Raw genomic sequence first — 18,995 nt, 5'->3', positions numbered from 1 at the left:
CGGATCCTCTTTCCTGGACACGGGTCCGCACCAGGAACGAGCCGCTAAGCGTCGCATATTGATCAGGATACGGCGAGATCACGAGCAGACGTTCCGCAACGATGCCCGAGCAGGCCGGTGTCGCTTCGGCGGCTTCACCTGGGCAGGCGATGACCGCTCGTCCGGAGAGGACCGCTAGTGGCGCAGGCAACCCGGCCCGAGCAGGGCCTTAATGTCGGAGTAGAAGGCAGGAGAGGCCTCCACCCGCAGCGAGGCGTCCAGCTGGGTGCGCACCTCACGCCCTGGGCTGGTGAGCGTCAGGCGCACCGTCGATCCGCCGGGGTGCTTGGTGAGCACGTCCTTGAACTGCTCCACCAGCGGCCCAGTGCACCGGTTGGTGGGCAGGGTGATGAGGACCGCCTCGTGGGCGGCGCTGGAGATGTCCGGGATCGTCATCTCCTGGGCGTACAGGGCGACCTGCCCGTCACGCCGGTTGAGACGTCCGCGCACCGTCACCACCGTGTCCGGGGCCAGCATGGTGGAGACGGTCTGGTAGGTCTGGGGGAAGAAGAGCACCTCAACGCTTCCGGCCAGGTCCTCGACCTGGGCGATGGCCCACAGGTTGCCCTGCTTGGTGGTCTTACGGGTCAGCGAGGTGATGAGTCCGGCGATGGTGACCATGGCGCCGTCGGGCAGCTCATCGTTCTCGTGGAGCTCGGAGATCTCCTTGTCCGCGAGCTTGCCGAGCAGTCCCTCCAGCCCCATGAGGGGGTGGTCGGAGACGTAGAGTCCCAGCATGTCGCGCTCGTAGGCGAGCTTGTCCTTCTTATCCCACTCGGGCAGGTTGGGAACGTCGGAGGAGAAGACCGGGCCGTTGCCGAAGGGCGAGTCGTCGGCGTCGTCGGGACCGCCCATGAGGGAGGCGAACAGGTCGAACTGGCCGGCGGCCTCGTTGCGCTTGACACCGATGACCTCGTCGACGAAGTCCTCGTGACAGGCCTGCAGGGAACGCCGGGTGTGTCCCAGGGAGTCGAAGGCTCCGGCCTTGATGAGTGAGTCGATGGTGCGCTTGTTGCACACGACTGCGGGAACCTTGTCGAGGAAGTCCTCGAAGGAGGTGAACTCGCCCTTCTCCTCCCTGGCGGCGACGATCGCGTCGACGACGTTGATGCCGACGTTGCGCACCGCGGACAGCCCGAAGCGCACGTCCTCGTCGACAGCGGAGAACTGTGCCCGTGAGGCGTTGACGTCCGGGGGCAGCACGGTGATGCCCATGTGGCGGCACTCCCCCAGGTAGACGGCCAGCTTGTCCTTGTTGTCCTTCTGGCTGGTGAGCAGGGCGGCCATGTACTCGGTGGGATAGTGCGCCTTGAGGTAGGCCGTCCAGTAGGACACGACGCCGTAGGCGGCCGAGTGGGCCTTGTTGAAGGCGTACTTGGCGAAGGGGACGACGACGTCCCACAGGGTCTTGACGCTCTCCTTGGAGAAACCGGCCTGGACCATGCCGGCCTCGAACTCGACGAACATCTTGGCCAGGATGTCCATCTTCTTCTTACCCATCGCCTTGCGCAACGCGTCGGCCTTGCCCATGGAGAATCCCGCCAGGTCGGTGGCGATCTTCATGACCTGCTCCTGGTACACGATGAGACCGTGGGTGGTCCCCAGGATCGGGTCGAGGGCATCCTTGAGCTCGGGGTGGATCGGGACGACCTCCTGCAGGCCGTTCTTGCGCAGTGCGTAGTTGGTGTGAGACTCCGCCCCCATGGGGCCGGGCCGGTAGAGGGCACCGACGGCGGAGATGTCCTCGAAGTTGTCGGGCTTCATCAGGCGCAGCAGTGTGCGCATCCCCCCGCCGTCGAGCTGGAAGACACCCAGGGTCTCACCGCGTGAGAGCAGCTCGTAGGTGGCGCGGTCATCGAGCTCGACGTGGTCGATGTCCAGGGCGGGTTTGCCGTTGGCGACGATGTTCTCCAGGGCGTCGGAGATGACCGTGAGGTTGCGCAGTCCCAGGAAGTCCATCTTGAGCAGGCCCAGGTGCTCGCAGGTGGGGTAGTCGAACTGGGTGATGACGGCGCCGTCCTGCAGACGCTGCATCATGGGGATGATGTCGGTCAGGGTGGCCGAGGACATGATGACGGCGCAGGCGTGGACGCCCCACTGACGGGTCATGCCCTCCAGCCCCTTGGCCAGCTCGACGATCTTCTGGGCGTCGGGGTCCTCGGCGTGGAGCCTGCGGAACTCCTCGGCCTCGCCGTAGCGCTCGTCGTCGGGGTTGAAGATGCCCTTGATGGAGATGTCCTTGCCCTGGACCGAGGGGGGCATGGCCTTGGTGAGCCTGTCGCCGACCGCGTAGGGGTAGCCCATGACGCGGCTGGAGTCCTTCAAGGACTGCTTGGCCTTGATGACACCGTAGGTAACCACCTGGCTGATGCGGTCGGCGCCGTACTTCTCGCGCACGTACTCGATGACCTCGTCGCGCCGGCGCTCGTCGAAGTCGACATCGATATCAGGCATGGAGATGCGCTCAGGATTGAGGAATCGCTCGAAGATGAGTCCGTGGCGCAGCGGGTTGAGCTCGGTGATGCCCATGGCGTAGGCGACCATGGACCCGGCTCCCGACCCGCGTCCCGGTCCGACCCGGATGCCGTGGGCCTTGGCCCAGTTGATGTAATCGGCCACGACGAGGAAGTAGCCGGGGAATCCCATCTGGGTGATGACGCTGATCTCGTACTCGGCCTGCTTGCGGCAGTCCTCGGGGATGTCACCGTTGAACCGGCGGTCCATGCCACGCCAGCACTCCTTGATGAACCAGGACTCGTCGGTCTCCCCCTCGGGGACGGGGAAGGCCGGCATGTATGAGGCCCCCTCGTCCACAGTGCGGAAGTGCACCTCGCACTGCTCGGCCACGAGCAGGGTGTTGTCGCAGGCCTGAGGCATCTCGGAGAAGAGGCGGCGCATCTCGGAGCCGGGGCGCAGATAGTAGGTGTCGCCGTCGAACTTGAAGCGGTCGGGATCGGAGAGCACGGAGCCGGAGTTGATGCACAGCATCGCGTCCTGGATGGTGCGGTCCTCGGGGCGCACATAGTGGGAGTCGTTGGTGGCCAGAAGCGGGGCTCCGAGCTCCTTGGCGATACGCAGCAGATCCTTGGTGACACGCTGCTCGATCTCCAGGCCGTGGTCCATGAGCTCGACGTAGAAGAACTCCTTGCCGAAGATGTCCTGAAGTTCCCCGGCAGTGCGCAGGGCCTCATCCCACTGGCCCAGCCGCAGACGGGTCTGGACTTCCGACGAGGGGCAGCCCGTAGAGCCGATGAGACCGTCCGCGTAGCGCGAGAGCAGCTCGCGGTCGATACGCGGTGCCTTGCCCCACTGGCCCTCCAGGGAGGCGAAGGAGTCCATGCGCATGAGGTTGTGCAGGCCCTCGTTGTTGCGAGAGAGCAGCGTCATGTGCGTGTAGGAGCCGCGGGCCGAGACGTCGTCGCTCCTCTGTGACTCGTCGCCCCAGAAGACACGGGTCTTGTCGAAGCGGGAGGTGCCCGGCGTCATGTAGGCCTCCACCCCGATGATGGGCTTGATGCCGGCGGCCTTGGCTGCCGCGTAGAACTCGTAGGCTCCGAACATGTAGCCGTGGTCGGTGATCGCCAGAGCGGGCTGTCCCAGCCGCTTGGCCTCGGCCACGTAGTCCTTGATCTTCCCGGCGCCGTCCAGCATGGAGTAGTCGGTGTGGACGTGGAGGTGGACGAAGTCGTCCTTGGGGGCTGCATCTTCCTGAGTGCTCATCTCCGCCATGCCCCCATCCTAGGCCCGCCCGGTGTCGTGTCTCCTGGAGGGGCAGAGCGCGCCGTCCGGTGGGAAGGCGGAGTTTCCCGGCCATGACGGGCCACTGCCGGCGTGGCGGGTAAGCCGGGTGAGAAATCCGCCGCCGGCGGGCGGCCTGCTCCCCTCCTGGTCCGAAGAGGCGCTCCGGAGTCAGCCGCGCGCCCGGGCGGCAGCCTCTCGCGGAGCCAGGACGCAGTGCGCAAGGTCGAGTACGGGGGTGGGCACGCCCGCCTCGTCGCCGGCGCGGCACACGGCACCGAGCTGGGCGTCGAACTCGCTGGGCAGACCTGAGGCGATGTCCCGCTGCATCGATGTGGTGGCGCCGGCCGGCTGGGCGTCGGCCATGCGCAGGGCCGCAGCGACCGGGTCGGGGGCGTCGTCGGTGGCCAGGTCGTGTCCCAGTGCCGCGGCGACGGCGACGACCTCGCGCACAGCCTGGGTGAAGGTGTCTCTCAGATCACTGCGCAGGACGCCGATAGGAGCGTTCGTGGCGGCACCGAGTGCTCCCTGAACGACGACGAAGGACACCTTGCGCCACAGCTCCGCCCAGATGGAGTCGGGGATCCAGGCGCGGATGCCTGCCGCCTGCAGGGCCTCGACGGCGGCGCTGCTGCGAGCAGTGGCACCGCCGTCCCACTCCCCCAGGGCCAGGGAGCCGGTGTTGCCGACAGTACCCACGGTGCCGGGCGAGATGATGGCGGAGTACACGCGGGCGACTCCGGGCAGGACGTGCTCCTTCCCGACGGCGTCGGCGAGCAGCTCGGGCGCGCTGATCCCGTTCTGGGTGGAGACGACGCCGGTGGTGGAGCCGGTCAGGCGCCTGAGAGCAGGAGCCAGCTGCGGCAGCGCATCGACTTTCGTGGTCACGAAGACCAGGTCCGGGTCACCGCCCAGGGTGCCGGTGAGAGCCACCGGGTCATCACTGGCCAGTGGTGTCTCGATGCGGCCGGTCACGGTACCGGGCTCTCCTCCGGAGCAGTCGCGCAGCATCAGCCCGCCCGAGCGCAGGGCCGCCAGGGTGCGGCCGTGAACGAGGAACCCGACCTGCTGGCCACTGGCAGACAGGTGGGCGCCGAGCCATCCTCCGATGCCACCGGCACCGATGATGACGATACGCATACGTGTCTCCTCTCGGTCCTGGTGTCTTTCGCATGTGCACGCGTGCGCGGGTGTCAGCAGCCGGCCCTAGACGGTGCCGCCGTCACTGTCCGTGGCGATAACGGTGCTGACGGTGCGGGCCATGTCCTGGTGCCAGATGCCGGCGTCGAGGTAGCGGTGGCCGCTGAGGACCCGGTACCCGCAACGCTCGTAGAATCCCATCGCTCGCTCCTGGGCGGAGAGGACCACCTCCACGCTGGAGCGACCGGAGTGGCTCAGCGCGGTCTGCTCGAGGGCCGCGACGACGCGGGCCCCGAGCCCCGTACCGCGAGCGATGCTACGGACGGCCAGGCGTCCCAGATGGACCCGCCCGGGGTGCTCGGGCTCCAGCAGAATGCGCCCGGCACCCAGGGGCGTGCCATCGGCTCCGCTGGCAAGCAGGTGGATCGTGGTGGGCTCGTCGTCGCGGGCATCCATCTCCTGGACGAGGGGGACCGACTGCTCCCCCACGAAGACCTCCAGGCGAACGTCGGCCAGGGCCTTCCGCAACCGCTCGGCCGCAACCCCGGTCTGGTCACCGCGTGCGGTGGCGAAGACAACGGGCTCCTGGACCGACATGGCGGGACGGATCTCGAGGACGGGGGCTCCTGAGACCGCCTCGCCAGCGCTCGACCTCGCCGTCGGGCCCATGGCCGGGCGATGGACGTGATCAGTCACTGTGCTCACTCACCTCCACGGCGATCCCGTTCACGGCAGGCGCAGGACATCGAGGGCGTGGACGAGGTCGTCGGAGTAGTCGGAGGTGAAGACCATGTGCTCACCGGTGATGGGGTGGGCGATGCCGAGTTCACGGGCGTGGAGCCACTGGCGGATGAGACCGGTGCGCGCTGTCATGGCCGGATCGGCGCCGTAGGTGACGTCTCCGACGCAGGGGTGGCCGACGGCGGCCATGTGGACGCGGATCTGGTGAGTGCGTCCGGTCTCGAGGTGGATCTCGGCAAGGCAGGCCCCGGGCATCGCCTCGATGACGTCGTAGTGGGTGATGGACTCGCGCCCGCCCTCGATGATGGCCATCTTCCACTCCCGGCTGGGGTGGCGGCCGATGGGTGCGTCGATCGTGCCGCTGGAGGGATCGAGGTGGCCCTGAACCAGGGCGTGGTAGACCTTGTCCACCGTGTGCTCCCGGAAGGCGCGTTTGAGCACCGAGTAGGCCCGCTCCCCCTTGGCCACGATCATGACGCCCGAGGTGCCCACGTCCAGGCGCGAGACAATGCCCTGGCGCTCGGCGGCGCCTGAGGTGGCCACTCGGACGTGCATGGCTTTGAGAGCGCCGAGGACGTCGGGGCCGTCCCAGCCCATGGAGGGGTGTGCGGCCACACCTGCCGGCTTGTCGACGACGACGATGTCCTCGTCCTCATAGAGCAGCTCCATGCCCTCCACGGGAGTGGCGACCGGTTCGACGGGTCGAGGCTCGGGCAGGTCGACCTCAAGAAGCTCGCCCGCACGCAGACGGGCGGACTTGCCCAGGCTCTCACCGTTCCTGCACACGTCACCGGCTTCGCACAGGTCCTCGACCCGACTGCGGGACAGACCCGTCATCCGGGCCAGCGCGGCATCGACCCGCTCGCCGTCGAAGCCGTCGGGCACGGGCAGCAGACGCATGCTCATTGCGGCTCCGCTGAGGTCGACTGCGCTGACACCCCGGAGGACCCCGATGAGTTCGAGGGGGTCTCACCATTGTCCTTCCGGCGGGATCGGGCTCCTCGGCGGGTTGAGGAAGCCGTTGCGCCGCGCCCTCCGGTCTCCCGTTCGTCTTGAGATCCGGCGCGTGTGCCGTCGATCTCCCAGCCTCCCAGGGACAGGACGATGATGCCCGCGGCGGCCAGTACGATCGCGATGTCTGCCACGTTGCCCACGAAGTAGCCGCCGTAGTCGATGAAGTCGATGACGTGACCACGCAGGAAACCGGGCTCCCGCAGGAGACGATCGATGAGGTTGCCGACCGCCCCGCCGAGCACCAGGCCGAGAGCTACCGCCCAGGAGCGGGACGCCAGGTTCCGGGAGACACGGATGATGATGACCACGACCAAGGAGGCGATAAGCGCGAAGATCCACGTCTGCCCCGTAGCGAAGGAGAAGGCGGCACCCGGGTTGCGCACCAGGACCAGCCCCAGCACGCGACCGAGCAGCGCTGTGTGCTGGCCGTCGGCCAAGGCCGAGAGCGCCCATTGCTTGGTGGCCTGATCCACGACGATGATGACAACCGCCACCAGCCACAGCACGATCACCGGGAGGCGTTGGGACCATCTCCTGCCCGTCTCCCCATCCTCCTGCGACTTCATGGATCTCTCCATGGCGCTGAAGGGATTGTCTGTGGGCAGTGAGACAACGTTGTCAGTGTTACCGGTGCTGCCGGAGGCTTCCTCCACGGAGGAGGCAGGATCGACGTGGTCAGGCATAGGGCTTTCTCGCATTGTGCTCAGAGGAGAACGGGTGACGAATGGGCTGTGTACCCAGCGAAGGGCGGCGACCCGCGTGGGTCGCCGCCCTTCGTGGGAGGCCGTGTCACTGACGACTGGAGGAGCTGGACCATCCTGAGCGGATGGGGACCACTGTGATGGGGCTCCGTTGGCCAGTCCCTGAGGTGTTCACGGGGGTGAGCCGGGAGGCGATCACGGCCTGAAGGATCACAGACCGGAGATGGTGCTCTCGCCGCCGTCCTCGACGTTGGCCAGCAGGTTCTGCAGGTAGCTCTTGAGGCGGGTGCGGTAGTCGGACTCGAAGCGCCGCAGCTCGTCGATCTTCTGCTCGAGGGCGGAACGCTCCTTCTCCAGCTGGGCGAGGGTGCGGTTGCGCTGGTCCTCTGCCTCACGCACGATCTGCTCACCTGTGGAGCGGGCCTCGGTGACGATGCGCTCACCCTCGGCCTTACCGTTGGCGACGTGCTCATCGTGGAGGCGCTGGGCCAGCTCGAGCATGCCGGATGCGGCGGCCGGGCCCTGACCGCCGGACTCGCCGGCAGAGACGGCCGGCATGGACATGGCAGGCTCTGCCTGAACCGGAGATACGGGGGAAGCGGGGGCAGAGGGGATGGCGGCCCCCTCGCCGAGCTGAGCCACTCGGCGGTTGGCGGCCTCGAGCTTGGCCTTGAGGTCGGCGTTCTCAGCCTCCAGCTGACGCATAGCCTCGACTACCTCGTCGAGGAACTCGTCGACCTCGTCCTGCTCGTAGCCCTCACGGAACTTGGTCGCCTGGAACTTCTTGTTGAGGACGTCGTCTGCTGTCAGCAGCGTCATGGGTCGTCACCTCGGTGTCGTTACGGATAAGGTCACGAGCACCGGGCATCCGGTCACTCATGCGGACAGAGTACCTGAACTCGAGGTTCAGGCCACATCAAGCGCGCTATCTCACGCTGACGTGAGAACAGCACTCTAGCGGTTCGCTCACAACTTCACACCTGTTCAGATGAGAAGTCGGAGGAACCACTGAAGCACCCAGATCCCGAAGACCAGGACCAGGAAGCTCAGGTCGATACCGACCCCTCCCAGGCGCGCCATGGGAACCCTCTGACGGATCACTCGCAGAGGCGGATCCGTCAGAGCGTAGACAAGATTGGCCAGCACCAGGACGACCCCCTGGGGCCGCCACTGGCGGGCGAAGACCTGAATCCAGTCGAGTACGACCCTGACCAGGAGGATGAGGAAGTACAGGCTCAAAATGCTCGACAGGATCCCTGCCACTACGGAGACGAGGTTCACGTCCCGGTCAGCTCAGCTCTGATTGAAGAAGCGGCCGCGAGCCTCGGCGACCTCACCGCCGTCGATCTCCACGCTGGCCGGAGTCAGCAGGAACACACGCGGGGTGACACGTTCGATAGCGCCGTGCAGGCCGAAGACCAGACCGGCGGAGAAGTCCACCATGCGACGCGCGTCAGACTCGCTCATGCCGGTCAGGTTGATGATGACGGGGACTCCGTCACGGAAGGACTCGCCAATGATCCTGGCCTCGTTGTAGGTCGAGGGGTGAACCGTGACGATACGACGAAGGTCCGGGGCAGCAGCAACGGGCTCGGGAGCAGCCGGGGCGGAGAAGTCCTCGTACCCGTCGTCAACGAAGTCCTGCTCGTGCTCCTGCACGGCGTAGCCCGCGTCGACAGCCTCATAGCTGTCCTCGTAGGTCTCCTCCTCCGGCTCCGAGTAGCCGAGGAAACTGGTCATACTGCGCAGCGCGCCCATCTATCGCTCCTTGGTTCGTCCGGTCCCCTGCGTTCCGGATGTGCTGCGACGGTATCCGCCCCTGCGACACCGCACGGGGACCTCAACTCGGCGTGTCCCCCACCTCAGGTTTCAGGTAGGTCACGCCCAGGAGTCACTCAGCAGACTGGGCTTTACCTTGGAATTGCAACACCTGCCAGGCGGCCGGTCACTCCGTCCCGTCGGTAGGAGTAAAAGCGGGAGTCCTCGTACGTGCACCACTGGCCAGCACTGATGTGCCCAACGCCAGCACGCTCCAACTGAGCGAGGACACCTGCCGCCACGTCGAGGCCCGGCGTGCCCCACGATGTGCGCGAGGCGCATGCAGGTTCGCGCTGCGCGGACAGCGCCAGCATGTCATCCGGGACCTCGTAGCAGGAGCCGCAGATCGAGGGGCCCACTGCGGCCCACAGGTCAGCCGGCTCCGCTCCCGCACGCTGAAGGAAATCAATCGTGGCGGGAACGACGCCGTCGAGCATGCCTCGCCGCCCGGCGTGCACGGCCGCCGTCAGAGCACCATCCCGGGATGCCAGCAGGACGGGGACGCAGTCGGCCACGAGGACGCAGCACCCTGCAGACGCGTCGGCCGTCCGGGCATCCAGGACGAGTGCATCCGCCGTGGGAACCTCATCGACCTGGGCGGAGGACACAACGGCGGAGTGAACCTGGTTCATCCAGGCCAGGTGACGCCCCTGCTCAAGTCCAAGCAGCTCCTCAAGTCGACGACGGTGACAATGAACACGTTGCGGGTCATCTCCGACATGGAGCGCCAGGTTCCACCCGTCGTAGGCGGCCCCGTCCTCACGTCCACCGCTACCGTCTTCGGCTCCCCGAGCCTGAGTGCCGACGTCGTTCGGAGCGGAAACGGGACGAGCCCGCAGACCGCGGGTAGTGAAGTACCCACGGGCCCGCGGGCCCAGATCCACTTCGATCAGGTCCGAAACCTCAACGGCGCTGGCGTCACACACGGCTGCAGTGTTCCCGGACAGCGGCACCGTTCAGCGCAGGAAATCGGGCAGATCAATGCCGTCGTCGTCGGCGTCTACCCCGATCACCTGAGGAACCTCAAGATCGGAGACCGACTGCTGCTGCGCCGATACCGAGCCGTAAGAGCCGTAGGACTCATCCACATAGGCCGGCATGCTTCCCGACGAAAGCGCCTCGGCCGCACCGACCTCCGACAGATGCGCCGCGGCCGCCGGCGACGACGATGGCGGAGGAGCCAGCGGGACCGGACGAGTTACCGGGTTCTGGGCGGCATGGGCACCGCCGCGAGGAGCGGGAGCCGGGGGCAGGTCATCAACCGGGGAGGAGGGCACCGGCGGGACGGCGGCCGCCCGCGACAGTCGAGTCATCGGATCGGCCAGACCGCCGACAATCGGCTCGGAGTCGAAGCCGGCGGCGATGACCGTCACCCGTACCTCGTCGCCCAGGGCGCCATCGACAACGTTTCCGACGATGATGTTGGCCTCGGGGTGGACGGCCTCGCGCACCAGGTTGGCGGCCTCGTTCATCTCGAACAGGCCCAGGTCGGAGCCACCCTGGAAGAAGAGCAGCACACCATGGGCGCCGTCGATCGAGGTCTCGAGCAGCGGCGAGGCGATGGCCTCCTCAGTGGCCGTGATCGCACGTCCCTCACCAGTGGCCGAGCCGATACCCATGAGCGCGCTGCCGGCGCCCTGCATCACGGACTTGACGTCATTGAAGTCGACATTGATGAGGCCGGGGGTGGTGATGAGTTCGGTGATGCCCTGAACACCCTGAAGAAGAACCTGGTCGGCCTGCTTGAAGGCGTCCACGACGGAGATGTTCTTGTCGGCGATCTGCAGGAGGCGGTCATTGGGGATGACGATGAGGGTATCGACTTCCTCGCGCAGCGCCTGGACACCGTCCTCGGCCTGGGCCGAGCGGCGGCGCCCCTCGAAGGAGAAGGGACGGGTGACCACACCGATGGTCAGAGCGCCGATGCTCTTGGCCAGGCGGGCGACGACGGGGGCCGCACCGGTGCCGGTGCCACCTCCCTCACCCGCGGTGACGAAGACCATGTCCGACCCGTCGAGGGCCTCACGGATCTCGGCCTCGTGGTCCTCGGCGGCCTTGCGGCCGATCGCCGGGTCGGCCCCCGCTCCCAGGCCTCGGGTCAGGTCTCGCCCGACGTCGAGCTTGACGTCAGCGTCGGACATGAGCAGCGCCTGGGCGTCGGTGTTCACGGCGATGAACTCCACGCCACGCAGATCGGCCTCGATCATGCGGTTGACGGCATTGACACCGCCACCGCCAACACCGACGACCTTGATCTCTGCCTGGTAGTGCTGTGAGTCGTCCACAGCCATGCTCTCGACCACTGGCGTCCCCTCCGCGAGTTTCGTCATGAGTCCTCTGACGAGGACTCCCCTCAAACCTCAACCTCAAGTTAAGGTCAATACTTATGTCATTCTTTGAACGACGGGCATAACGCTATGAGACTTCCAGGACGTCGTATCGCATTGAAGCCCGGCGTGTTCGTGTGCAGTTGCCTGCGGATTCCCTGCTATATCGCTGCGATTTACCTGCAATAAACCTGAAGGAGCGAGTAGTGCATGCTGCTTTCCGCTCCACAGTCCCGTGAAGCGTCGTTCAGCGGTGGCGCGGAGGATCCGTTCAGGATGCCTGAGATGGTGCCGCGGCGGTCGTGGCCGCCCCGTCGGCGGACCGGGTGGTGGGGCGATGAGGCGATGAGACGTCGTAGACGGACGCAGTGGTCGTCATGAGAGTCGCCAGGACGCGCGCCTTGAGCCCGTTGTCCTGGCTGTTCCCCCAGACCACGCTCGCCCCGCTGGACAAGGTGAGTGTGACCTGTCCCGCCTCAGTGGCGCTTCCGCTGCTCACCTGCGCCAGAGTCTCAGGTGTGAGGGAGCCCACCACCTGGGTGACGGCGGCGACCTGCTTGGCTGAGATCCTCTGTGGCCCCGATGTCTGCGCAGCTGAGTCGGGCACGATGGTCACCAGCCCCGACGGCGCCTCGGAGACCCGTTCGAGGACCACGGCCTCGTTGTCGAGGACCTGGTAGCCGTCCGAGTCCTGCACGGTGGCCACCGGCACACGCATCGTCAGGTGCACCCGCAGCCCATGGGGCCAGGCCCTGGTCACCTGCGCCCGACGCACCCGGACCAGCTTGTCACTGACCTGGGTGGAGAGCCGGCCGGTGTCGAGCCGCAACAACGAGTCGCCCTCATACGAGGCCAGAACGTCACGGACCTGCTTATCGGAGACACTGCCGTCCGACCCCGCCACGGAGATCCTTCGGACCTGTAGGCCCAGGAGGGGTGAAAAGGCCAGGGCCCAGACCGTCAGGACGATGGCGAGCACAACAACGGCGGTCTTCACCGCCCTTGTCAGGCGCAACCGGCGCAAGGCGGCTTGACGCTCCTTGAGACGATCGGCGAGCCCGGTGGAGACAACCCGGTCGTCTCCTCTGGAAAGAGCCACCTGCCGGCGGCCGAACACTGTCAGCTCGGTGCTTGCTGCTCCATCGGGGCTGGAGGACGTCTCCTCAGGGCTGGTCCGGTTGGAACCTTCGCCGCTGCGGTGCGACGCGGGAGACGCGCCGGATGCGCCTCTCGACGTCGTCGGACGTCGAGGCCGCGAAGGCGCCGACGCGCCGCTGTTCGCGTCCCTGGATGTCCTGGAGGCGGCAGCGGTCCGGGGCCGCCTGACGGGAGCCGACGGACCGGCCTGCTCGGTCCCCCGATCCGTCGGGGTGCTCGTCGCTGACGGCCCCTGTGCCGAACGGGCGGGGCGCGGACGTCGGGGGCCGGAACGGCGCGGCGGGATGCTGGCCGGAGCGTCCTGAGCGAGGTTGGAGCGCTCGGGACGGGGGGCTGAGGGCTTCCTCATGCCCGCTCGCCTCGGTCTTCAGGTGAGGAGGCTGCACCGCCCTCACGCGCCGCCAGGTCGGTCAGTACCGTGGCGGCGAGTTCTGTGACGTCTCCGGCCCCGACTGTCAGCAGCAGGTCACCGGGGCGCGCCAGGTCGGCCACCGTGTGCGCGGCGTCGAGGCGCTCGGCGACGAATCTGGCTCTGCCACCGGGGACCTCCTGGGCGACCGTGTTTCCTGTGACACCGGGGAAGTCCGACTGCGTCTCTCGAGCGGGGTAGACATCCGTGATGACGACGGCGTCAGCCAGGGCAAGTGCCTGTCCGAAGTGGTCGGCGAAGGCCCTGGTACGGGAGAACAGGTGCGGCTGGAACAGAACCAGGACCCGGCCTCCGCGCTCCTGGGCCACGCCCCGCGCCGTACGCAGCAGTGCCTCGATCTCCGTGGGGTGGTGGGCGTAGTCGTCGATGACGCGCACGCCGTCGACCTCGCCCCTGTCCTCGAAACGCCGGCCCGTACCTCCGAACGCTCCCAGTGCCCGGGCCATTCGGACGGGTTCGACGCCGAGCTCGATGCCCGCGGCCCAGGCGCCGGCGGCGTCGAGGGCCACATGGTCGCCGGGCACGGCAAGCACCAGCTCAACCGGGCTGTGGACCGCCTCCTCGCCGGTGCCGCCGGCGGGCGCACGGTCGGTCGCCGCGGTGAGGGTCAGCAGCGCATGAGTGGTTGAGGCTCCGCGATCCTGGATATCCAGGTGGACGTGTCCCTCCCCCACGAGCGCTCCGCCGGGGAGGGTGTCGGGGCCTCCGAAGGAGTAGGTGACCACGCGCAGGCCCTCGGCGGCTGCGGACTGCGCCAGACGCAGTGCGCCGGCGTCGGCGGCGCAGGCAACCAGGAGCCCCCCGGGCACCAGACGGTGAGCAAAGTCGACGAATGCCTCCTCGAAGGCCTCCGCGGTGCCGTAGCTGTCGAGGTGGTCGGGCTCGACGTTGGTGACGATCTCCACGCGGGGCGAGTAGTTGAGGAAGGAGCGGTCGGACTCATCGGCCTCCGCGACCAGGGCGGGACCGCTCCCCAGGTGGGCTCCGGTCCCCAGGGCCCGCACGACCCCGCCGATGGCGAAGGAGGGGTCGGCGCCGGCATCCGTGAGGGCCTCGGCGAGCATGCCTGAGGTCGTCGTCTTGCCGTGCGCACCCGCCACGGCGACGAAGTCCAGCCCCTGAGCGGCCAGGGCCAGCGCCTGAGACCGGTGGATGACCTCCTGGTCCCGCCGGCGGGCCTCAGCGAGCTCCGGGTTGGTCTCCTTGATCGCGGTGGACACCACGACTGTGCTCCGCTCGGGAACGTGTGCGGCGTCATGCCCCAGGTGGGTCGTGATGCCCAGGTCGGTCAGGTGGTCGAAGGCGGGACCGCCACGGGCGTCGGAGCCAGAGACCCGGGCCCCACGGGCGGCGAGAAGCTGAGCGACCACGCTCATCCCCGCTCCCCCGATACCAATGAGGTGAAAGGCCCTGTCTGCCAGCGTGCATTGGTCGCCGCCGGCCGGCCGGCCGGCGGTGCGGGAACTGTCCTGGGATGTCGTGGCAGTCATGCCGCATTCTCCTCATCAGTGGGAGTGCCGTGGATGGAGGCGCACTGCTGGATGAGGGCGGCCAAGCGTGCCGCCGCATCCTGGACGCCGGTGGAGGCAGCGGCCCGGGCCATGGCGGCCTGCCGCTCAGGGTCGGAGATGAGCATCGCGAAGTCAAGGATGTCGGAGGGCGTGAGATCGGCGTCGAGCACCATGCGTCCGCCTCCTGAGGCCAGGACGTCAGCCGCGTTGAGACGTTGCTCCCCGTTGCCGATCGGCAAGGGGACGTAGAGCGCTGGAAGTCCCAGAGCCGTGATCTCTGCGACGGTACCGGCGCCGGACCGGCACAGGACTCCGTCGGCGCAGGCGTAGGCCTGTTCCATCGTGGTCAGGTAGTCGAGCACGTGGTACCGCCCAGTGAGGTCCTCCGCAGCACCTGAGGCCACTGCCGCCTCGAGAGCGGCGCGCACCGGGGCGTCCTTGTCCTTACCGGTCAGGTGCAGCACCTGCAGTCCGGTGGGCAGGGAGCCCAGCGACTCACTCAGAACCTCGTTGAGGTGCTGGGCCCCCAGGGAGCCGCCCGTCACCAACAGCGTGGGCAGGTCGGGGTCGAGTCCCAGTGCCTGCGCACCCTCGACGCGAGCCCGGCGCGTCCCCTCGCTCGTAGCCCTCTGCGCCACCAGGGTGGCGATGGCCGGGCGCAGCGGCAGTCCTGTGACTTCGGTGCGTCCCTTGGATGCCTTGAGGCGGGTGGAGGCGAAGGTCAGGGCGACCGCCTGCGCCCAGGACGCCCCCAGTCGGTTGGCCAGCCCCGGGCGGGCGTTCTGCTCATGGATGACGACCGGTACGCCGGCCTTCCTGGCGGCCAGGTAGGCCGGGGTCGACACGTAGCCGCCGAAACCGACGACGACGTCGGCCCTGACCGTCTCAATGGCCTCGGTGGCCGCGCTGATCGCCTTCCCCAGCCGGTGCGGCAGACGCAGCAGGTCACCGCTGGGGCGCCGAGGCAGAGGGACCCTGGGAACGAGCGCCAGCTCGAAGCCGGCCTCGGGCACCAGCCGATTCTCCAGTCCTTCGGCGGTCCCCAGGACGAGGATCTGCGTACGAGGATCGCCGCCCAGGGCCGGGTCCTGCAGGGCCGCGGCCGTGGCCAGCAACGGGTTGACATGGCCGGCAGTGCCCCCACCGGCCAGCAGTACCCGCAACGGCCGGGGCCGCTCCGCGCCGCTGGGACCCACCTGCTGGGGCGAGTTTGCGCTCTCACTTGTCTCGGGCACGGTTCCTCCTTGGGACAATCACTGCCAGGGAACGACGCAGCGCCCCGGGACTCGTGGACAGGGCCTCCTGCGCGCCGGGTTCGTGGCGCGCGAAGGCGAGAAGCACCCCGATGGCCAGGAGGACCGACACCAGCGCGGTCCCTCCACGGCTGACGAGGGGAAGCGGGACTCCCAGCACCGGCAGCGCGCCGGTGACGACCCCCATGTTGATGATCGCCTGCCCCACGATCCACGCACCGATGGCCGAGGTCGTGGCCACGACGTACGTGGAGGTGTGACGTCTCATGAGCCGCAGGCAGCAAGCACCGATGGCGGCGAACAGGGCGATGACGACGAGCGTACCCACCAGTCCGAACTCCTCACCGAGCACGGCGAAGATGTAGTCGGAGTCGGCCTGGGTGAGGTAGCCCCACTTCTGGCGCGAGGATCCCGGTCCCACCCCGAGCCAGCCTCCGGTCCCCAGCGCCCACATCCCATGCTTGGGTTGGTATCCCACGCCCGTGGGGTCCGCGCCCTCGGGATGGATCCAGGCGGTGATCCGGGCGCGCCGGTTGGCGCTGAGCATGGAGGCGGCCGCGAACATGACGACGCCACCGGCACCCAGGAGGGCGAACCAGCGCTTCCGCATTCCCCCCACCCACAGGGCTCCGGCGACGATGCTCACCAGAATGATGACGGTTCCCAGATCCTGTCCGCCGAAGACAGTCAGGATCGCAACGGCGACGCCGCACCAGCCCGCCGCCCACACCCGGTCGCGAGGGCGCTTGTCCGTGTACCAGGTCACCAGGGTGCCCAGGACCAGGGCGAGGGCCACCTTGATGAACTCCGAGGGCTGGGCCGTGCCGACCCCCGGGACCTGGATCCAGTTGCGGTTGCCGTAGACGTTGACACCGATGGGCGTGAACACCAGGCACTGCATGGCGATCGTCAGCACCAGGAGGACCCAGGCCATCCGCGGGAACCAGGACAGCGGTATGCGGGAGACCCCCACCATGCCCAGGGTCCCCACCGCCGCGAAGATGAGGTACTTGGCGAAGTCGGTGAAGGCGTTGCCACCGTTGGCGGCAACAGTCACCGACTGCACGGAGAAGACCATGATGAGTCCGAAGGTCTCCAGCACCAGGGTGGAGACGAGCAGGCAGTAGTAGGTCAGAGTCACCTGCTCGGAGCTCTGAGCGGAGTCGGGCCCGCCGGCTGAGGGACGCCGACGACGCTTCTGAGAGGCACCATCGACCTGGGAGCCCCCATCACCGTCCCAGGGCCGCGAGAGCCGCTCGCCCCAGTGCGCCAGGCGCCTGCGCCAGGCGTCACGCAGGCGATCACGCGACCCGGTGGGCAGTGAGCCGGATGGCTTCCTCGGCTGCTTGGACGGCGTGGCGGTCCCCCTCCGGGGCGCGGTCCGCTCCTGCTTGCGACCGGCGCCGGCCCCTTGTGGCGAACGTGCGGACGCCCGCGAGGAGCCTGACGAGGAGGGGGTCGACGAGCGGGGAGCGGTTGCCGAGGTAGACCCGGTCTTCACAGCTGCTCCTGGTCGCCGGAGGCGTCCGTGTCCCGGCCGCCATCGCTCCGGGTGTAGGCCTGGGCTTCGGCGGCGAACAGGTCACCGCGCTGGGCGTAGGACGTGAACTGGTCCCAGGAGGCGCAGGCAGGGGCCAACATGACGGTGTCACCACTGCGGGCCATGGCGCCGGCGGCCTCCACGGCCGCGGCGCTCACCTGCTCGGCGGTGCCGTCACTGACGCGGGTGACGGGCAGGCCGGGAGCCTCCCGCTCCAGAGCCGCCAGGATGTCGTCCTGGTCCTTACCGATGACCACGGCGCCGCGCAGGTGGGGGCGCACCGTGCGGACCAGATCGAAGAACTGGGCGCCCTTGGTGTCACCGCCGCAGATCCAGACGCCGGTCCCCTGCGGCAGAGAGGTCAGCGCGGCCTCGGCGGAGTGCGGGTTGGTGGCCTTGGAGTCGTCGACCCAGGCAATGCCGTCCGCCTCGGCGACGGTGACGATCCGGTGGGCTCCGGGACTGTAGGCGCGCAGTCCGGCCACGACCGCCTCCGGGTCGACTCCGGCCGCACGGGCCAGTGCGGCGGCCGCCAGGGCGTCGGCCAGCAGGTGCGCGGGAAGGTTCTGGGCGCGCCGCCCTGGGGCCAGGTGCGCGAGGTCGGCGGTGGTGGCCAGCTCGATGCCACTGGAGCGTCGCTGGGCGTGGAAGGCGCGGTCGACCAGCAGGTCCTCGACCATGCCGACCTGTCCCAACGCCGGAGCGGCCAGGGTGAAGCCGACAGCGCGACAGCCCTCGACGACGTCGGCCTGACGGACCATGTCCTCGGTGGTGGCGTCGGCGAGGTTGTAGACGGCGGCCAGCCGGGTGCGGGAGTAGACGCGGGCCTTGTCCTGGGCGTACGCCTCCAGACCCCCGTGCCAGTCGAGGTGATCGGCGGCCAGGTTGAGGCAGGCCGAGGCCAGGGGCGCCAGGGTCCTGGTGGTGTGGAGCTGGAAGCTGGACAGCTCCACGGCCAGGGCGTCGGCGCTGCCGGCAAGGACCGCCTCAATGACGGGGGTACCGATGTTGCCGACGGCCGGGGCCGTGAGCCCCTGGGCCGCCAGGATCGCCGAGAGCATGCTGACCGTGGTGGTCTTGCCGTCCGTACCGGTCAGAGTCAGCCAGGGGACGTCCGGACGCGATGAGTCCTGCTGGATTCTCCAGGCCAGCTCGACCTCGCTCCAGGTCTCGATACCCGCCGCCTCGGCGCTTCGCAGGACCGGCCCGGTGGCCGGGACTCCGGGCGAGACGACGAGGAGCCGCGCCGGTGAGTCCGCCAGGGCGGCAGCGGTCGCCTCGGCGTCGGCGATCGTGGTAGAGGCCACGGGGGTCTCCAGCGTCTCGATGGAGGACTCACGGCTGTCGAAGACGTGGATGCGGGCCCCCAGGGTGGCCAGGGCATCGACGACGGCGCGCCCGGTGCGCCCGAGTCCGACGACGGCCACGTGGGCGCCGTCGAGCTGGTCGCTCAGGGACCCGCCGGGGCCGGTGACGGCGCTGGGCGGATCACCGGGGACTTCAGTCAGACTGGTCACGGTGCGGGCTCACGCTCCTGGTTCCTTGCTGCTCCTCGCCGGGCGGCCGGCGGGATATGACTGCATCA

Annotated in this window: 16 protein-coding genes; 1 reads left to right on the top strand and 15 read right to left on the bottom strand. The window is 68.3% G+C overall.

From position 1 onward, the window contains the following. Positions 1 to 174 precede the first annotated feature (174 nt). The 11 genes from dnaE to RIV12_RS05520 form a co-directional block, all read right to left on the bottom strand. Positions 175 to 3,768, bottom strand: a complete 3,594-nt coding sequence (dnaE, locus tag RIV12_RS05570) for a DNA polymerase III subunit alpha (protein ID WP_309322746.1) — start codon at positions 3,766 to 3,768, stop codon at positions 175 to 177. A gap of 180 nt (positions 3,769 to 3,948) precedes the next feature. Beyond that, on the bottom strand, positions 3,949 to 4,917 hold the full coding sequence (locus RIV12_RS05565) for a ketopantoate reductase family protein (protein ID WP_309322745.1): 969 nt from the start codon (positions 4,915 to 4,917) through the stop codon (positions 3,949 to 3,951). Between the two features lie 66 nt (positions 4,918 to 4,983). Then, positions 4,984 to 5,586, bottom strand: a complete 603-nt coding sequence (locus tag RIV12_RS05560) for a GNAT family N-acetyltransferase (protein WP_309322792.1) — start codon at positions 5,584 to 5,586, stop codon at positions 4,984 to 4,986. Positions 5,587 to 5,643: 57 nt separating this feature from the next. After that, entirely contained in the window at positions 5,644 to 6,564 is a 921-nt protein-coding gene (locus RIV12_RS05555; RefSeq protein WP_309322744.1) for an RluA family pseudouridine synthase, read from the bottom strand. Further along, on the bottom strand, positions 6,561 to 7,355 hold the full coding sequence (lspA, locus tag RIV12_RS05550) for a signal peptidase II (protein WP_309322743.1): 795 nt from the start codon (positions 7,353 to 7,355) through the stop codon (positions 6,561 to 6,563). The genes RIV12_RS05555 and lspA overlap by 4 nt, the downstream gene beginning before the upstream one ends. A 228-nt stretch (positions 7,356 to 7,583) precedes the next feature. Then, positions 7,584 to 8,192, bottom strand: a complete 609-nt coding sequence (locus RIV12_RS05545) for a DivIVA domain-containing protein (protein ID WP_075418889.1) — start codon at positions 8,190 to 8,192, stop codon at positions 7,584 to 7,586. Between the two features lie 165 nt (positions 8,193 to 8,357). Next, positions 8,358 to 8,654 carry a YggT family protein gene (locus tag RIV12_RS05540; protein ID WP_075418890.1) on the bottom strand — a complete coding sequence of 99 codons (297 nt, stop codon included), beginning with the start codon at positions 8,652 to 8,654 and terminating at the stop codon, positions 8,358 to 8,360. Between the two features lie 12 nt (positions 8,655 to 8,666). Next, a complete protein-coding gene (locus RIV12_RS05535; RefSeq protein ID WP_075418891.1) occupies positions 8,667 to 9,131 on the bottom strand; it encodes a cell division protein SepF in 465 nt (154 codons plus the stop codon). 152 nt (positions 9,132 to 9,283) lie between these two features. Continuing rightward, a complete protein-coding gene (locus RIV12_RS05530; protein ID WP_309322742.1) occupies positions 9,284 to 10,117 on the bottom strand; it encodes a purine nucleoside phosphorylase YfiH/LACC1 family protein in 834 nt (277 codons plus the stop codon). 30 nt (positions 10,118 to 10,147) lie between these two features. After that, positions 10,148 to 11,521, bottom strand: coding sequence for a cell division protein FtsZ (gene ftsZ / locus RIV12_RS05525; protein ID WP_178388877.1), 1,374 nt, complete (start codon positions 11,519 to 11,521; stop codon positions 10,148 to 10,150). A gap of 268 nt (positions 11,522 to 11,789) precedes the next feature. Beyond that, positions 11,790 to 12,617, bottom strand: coding sequence for a cell division protein FtsQ/DivIB (locus RIV12_RS05520; RefSeq protein WP_309322741.1), 828 nt, complete (start codon positions 12,615 to 12,617; stop codon positions 11,790 to 11,792). A 28-nt stretch (positions 12,618 to 12,645) separates the two neighbouring features. Here RIV12_RS05520 and RIV12_RS05515 point away from each other — a divergent pair, with 28 nt between their 5' ends. Further along, positions 12,646 to 12,981: a hypothetical protein gene (locus tag RIV12_RS05515; protein ID WP_143224138.1), complete on the top strand. Its 336-nt coding sequence runs from the start codon at positions 12,646 to 12,648 to the stop codon at positions 12,979 to 12,981. A 40-nt stretch (positions 12,982 to 13,021) separates the two neighbouring features. On the opposite strand, the gene murC is transcribed toward RIV12_RS05515, so the two are convergent. The 4 genes from murC to murD are packed head-to-tail and all read right to left on the bottom strand — an operon-like array spanning position 13,022 to position 18,927. Beyond that, on the bottom strand, positions 13,022 to 14,596 hold the full coding sequence (gene murC, locus RIV12_RS05510; protein ID WP_309322740.1) for a UDP-N-acetylmuramate--L-alanine ligase: 1,575 nt from the start codon (positions 14,594 to 14,596) through the stop codon (positions 13,022 to 13,024). Beyond that, on the bottom strand, positions 14,593 to 15,852 hold the full coding sequence (murG, locus tag RIV12_RS05505; protein ID WP_075418895.1) for an undecaprenyldiphospho-muramoylpentapeptide beta-N-acetylglucosaminyltransferase: 1,260 nt from the start codon (positions 15,850 to 15,852) through the stop codon (positions 14,593 to 14,595). The genes murC and murG overlap by 4 nt, the downstream gene beginning before the upstream one ends. Continuing rightward, positions 15,836 to 17,371: an FtsW/RodA/SpoVE family cell cycle protein gene (locus RIV12_RS05500; RefSeq protein WP_309322739.1), complete on the bottom strand. Its 1,536-nt coding sequence runs from the start codon at positions 17,369 to 17,371 to the stop codon at positions 15,836 to 15,838. The genes murG and RIV12_RS05500 overlap by 17 nt, the downstream gene beginning before the upstream one ends. Next, a complete protein-coding gene (gene murD / locus RIV12_RS05495; RefSeq protein ID WP_309322738.1) occupies positions 17,368 to 18,927 on the bottom strand; it encodes a UDP-N-acetylmuramoyl-L-alanine--D-glutamate ligase in 1,560 nt (519 codons plus the stop codon). The genes RIV12_RS05500 and murD overlap by 4 nt, the downstream gene beginning before the upstream one ends. Positions 18,928 to 18,995 lie beyond the last annotated feature (68 nt).

The sequence above is a fragment of the Actinomyces stomatis genome (assembly GCF_031292835.1).
Lineage (GTDB): Bacteria > Actinomycetota > Actinomycetes > Actinomycetales > Actinomycetaceae > Actinomyces > Actinomyces stomatis.
This window is presented reverse-complemented; position numbering and strand designations above follow the sequence as displayed.